Genomic DNA, 1,651 nt, shown 5'->3' on the forward strand with positions numbered 1-1,651 from the left:
CCTCTGCTGCTCGATCGCTTCGCGCTCGGCGTCACTGATTTCGGCGAGGATCTGCCGGCAACGGTCATAATAGGTCCGCCCGGTTTCCGTGAGCCCCAATCGGCGTGTTGTGCGATTGAGCAACCGGATGCCAATCCGCGCCTCCAGTGCGCGAAGATGTTTGCCAACCATCCCGGCTGATAGGCGGCTCGCCCGTGCCGCCTCGGCGAGGCTACCGAGTTCTACTGCTCGAACGAAGACTTCCATGCCGGTCAGCCGGTCTGCCATCTCATGCACTCCTGGTATCGATTGAATGATCGATTTAGCCCATTATCAGCGATGCGGACCATAGTTACGTTGAATGAGATCTATTATTTCAACATCAAACGCAGGTGAGTTCTTCGATGGATCGACGCCACGCCCTGACCGTAGCCGCCTTGTCTGCTCTGCCGTTCGCCCTTGGTGGCACGCTGCCGGTTATGGGCCGCCGGCAATGCGAAAACCAACCGCGAGTTACTGCAGGCCTTCCTCGACGCATTGACCGCGCATGATATGGAAAAGTTCAAGTCGCTCTATGTAGCCGACGGCTATATTCAGCATCAGGCGTTAGCGACCAACGCAGCCTCGCTTGCCGGGCGCGAGGCCGTTGTCACGTATTTCGCCAAGCGCATCGAAGCCTTTCCCGACCTCGTCGTGACCAGTGATGCCTCCCTGACCGAGGGGGATCTGATCTGCGCCAATCTTGTCTACACCGGCACGCATAGGGGTGAGTATCTCGGTATCCAACCGACCGGTAAGCGCGTGACATTCAATTCCACCGACATCATCAAGATTCGTGACGGCGTCTTTGTCGAGCACTGGGGGGCGGCAGACCTGTTCGGTCTCGCCCAGCAATTGCGCGGATGAAACACAGGCCATAACGGCATCGATTATTGAAAGACCGTGCTACCAGTGGTTCGTTATCGAACCTGTCTAGCGGTTGCTCGAAATCATCCAAGGGGGGGGGTGGCGAAGCTATGGCGCAGCTTCGCGACGTGTCGGGTTGCCCCGGATCAGCTTCGAGTTGCGCCGACCCTCGGAAAATTAGTTTCCACAATCGATTGTGCAAGCGCGCGCTTGCCTGTATTTAGGCCCCGAACAGTTGCGGCACGATGGTGGGGTTTCACCCCTGGTCACGCCACACCGATCGAGTTGATCGACCTGCCATCGCCTCGGTCACAAGGTGGCCGATCGATTCGGATTTGGACCTAAATGCTCGAAGGACCGGAGACATCGATGCGSATTCTGATTACGGGCGCGGCCGGAATGATCGGGCAAAAACTGGTCAAGAGATTAGCCGCGAACGGCTCGCTGGGCGGGCGCCAGATATCGGCGCTGCAGCTGCAGGATGTGGTCGCCCCGGCGGACATCCAGATTGCGGACGTATTGGTGACGAAGCATGTCGGCGACCTCGCCGATCCAAGCGCCGCGGAAGCCCTTGTCGCGACGAAACCGGACGTCGTCTTCCATCTCGCCGGCGTCGTTTCAGGAGAGGCTGAGTCGAACTTCGAGCTGGGCTACCGCGTGAATGTCGAGGCGTCACGACTACTTTTCGAGGCGATCCGCGCGCTGGCGTATCGGCCGAAGGTGGTGTTCTCGTCGTCGTCCGCCGCCTTCGGCGGCCCCTTTCCAG

3 protein-coding genes are annotated in these 1,651 nt (G+C 59.3%); 2 read left to right on the forward strand and 1 reads right to left on the reverse strand.

The genetic code is table 11. The features are described 5' to 3' along the window. Positions 1-267, reverse strand: a 267-nt coding sequence (locus AC1DZP_RS36075) for a LysR family transcriptional regulator (RefSeq protein WP_477309110.1), incomplete at its 3' end; no start/stop codon positions are given. 174 nt (positions 268-441) lie between these two features. Here AC1DZP_RS36075 and AC1DZP_RS36080 point away from each other — a divergent pair. Together AC1DZP_RS36080 and AC1DZP_RS36085 are read left to right on the forward strand one after the other, a co-directional pair. Further along, the gene (locus tag AC1DZP_RS36080) at positions 442-885 is read left to right on the forward strand and encodes an ester cyclase (RefSeq protein ID WP_477309114.1); all 444 of its coding nucleotides are present in this window, start codon (positions 442-444) and stop codon (positions 883-885) included. A gap of 369 nt (positions 886-1,254) precedes the next feature. Further along, positions 1,255-1,651, forward strand: a 397-nt coding sequence (locus AC1DZP_RS36085) for an NAD-dependent epimerase/dehydratase family protein (RefSeq protein ID WP_477309112.1), incomplete at its 3' end; no start/stop codon positions are given.

The organism is Mesorhizobium sp. P2_F8 (genome assembly GCF_056403655.1).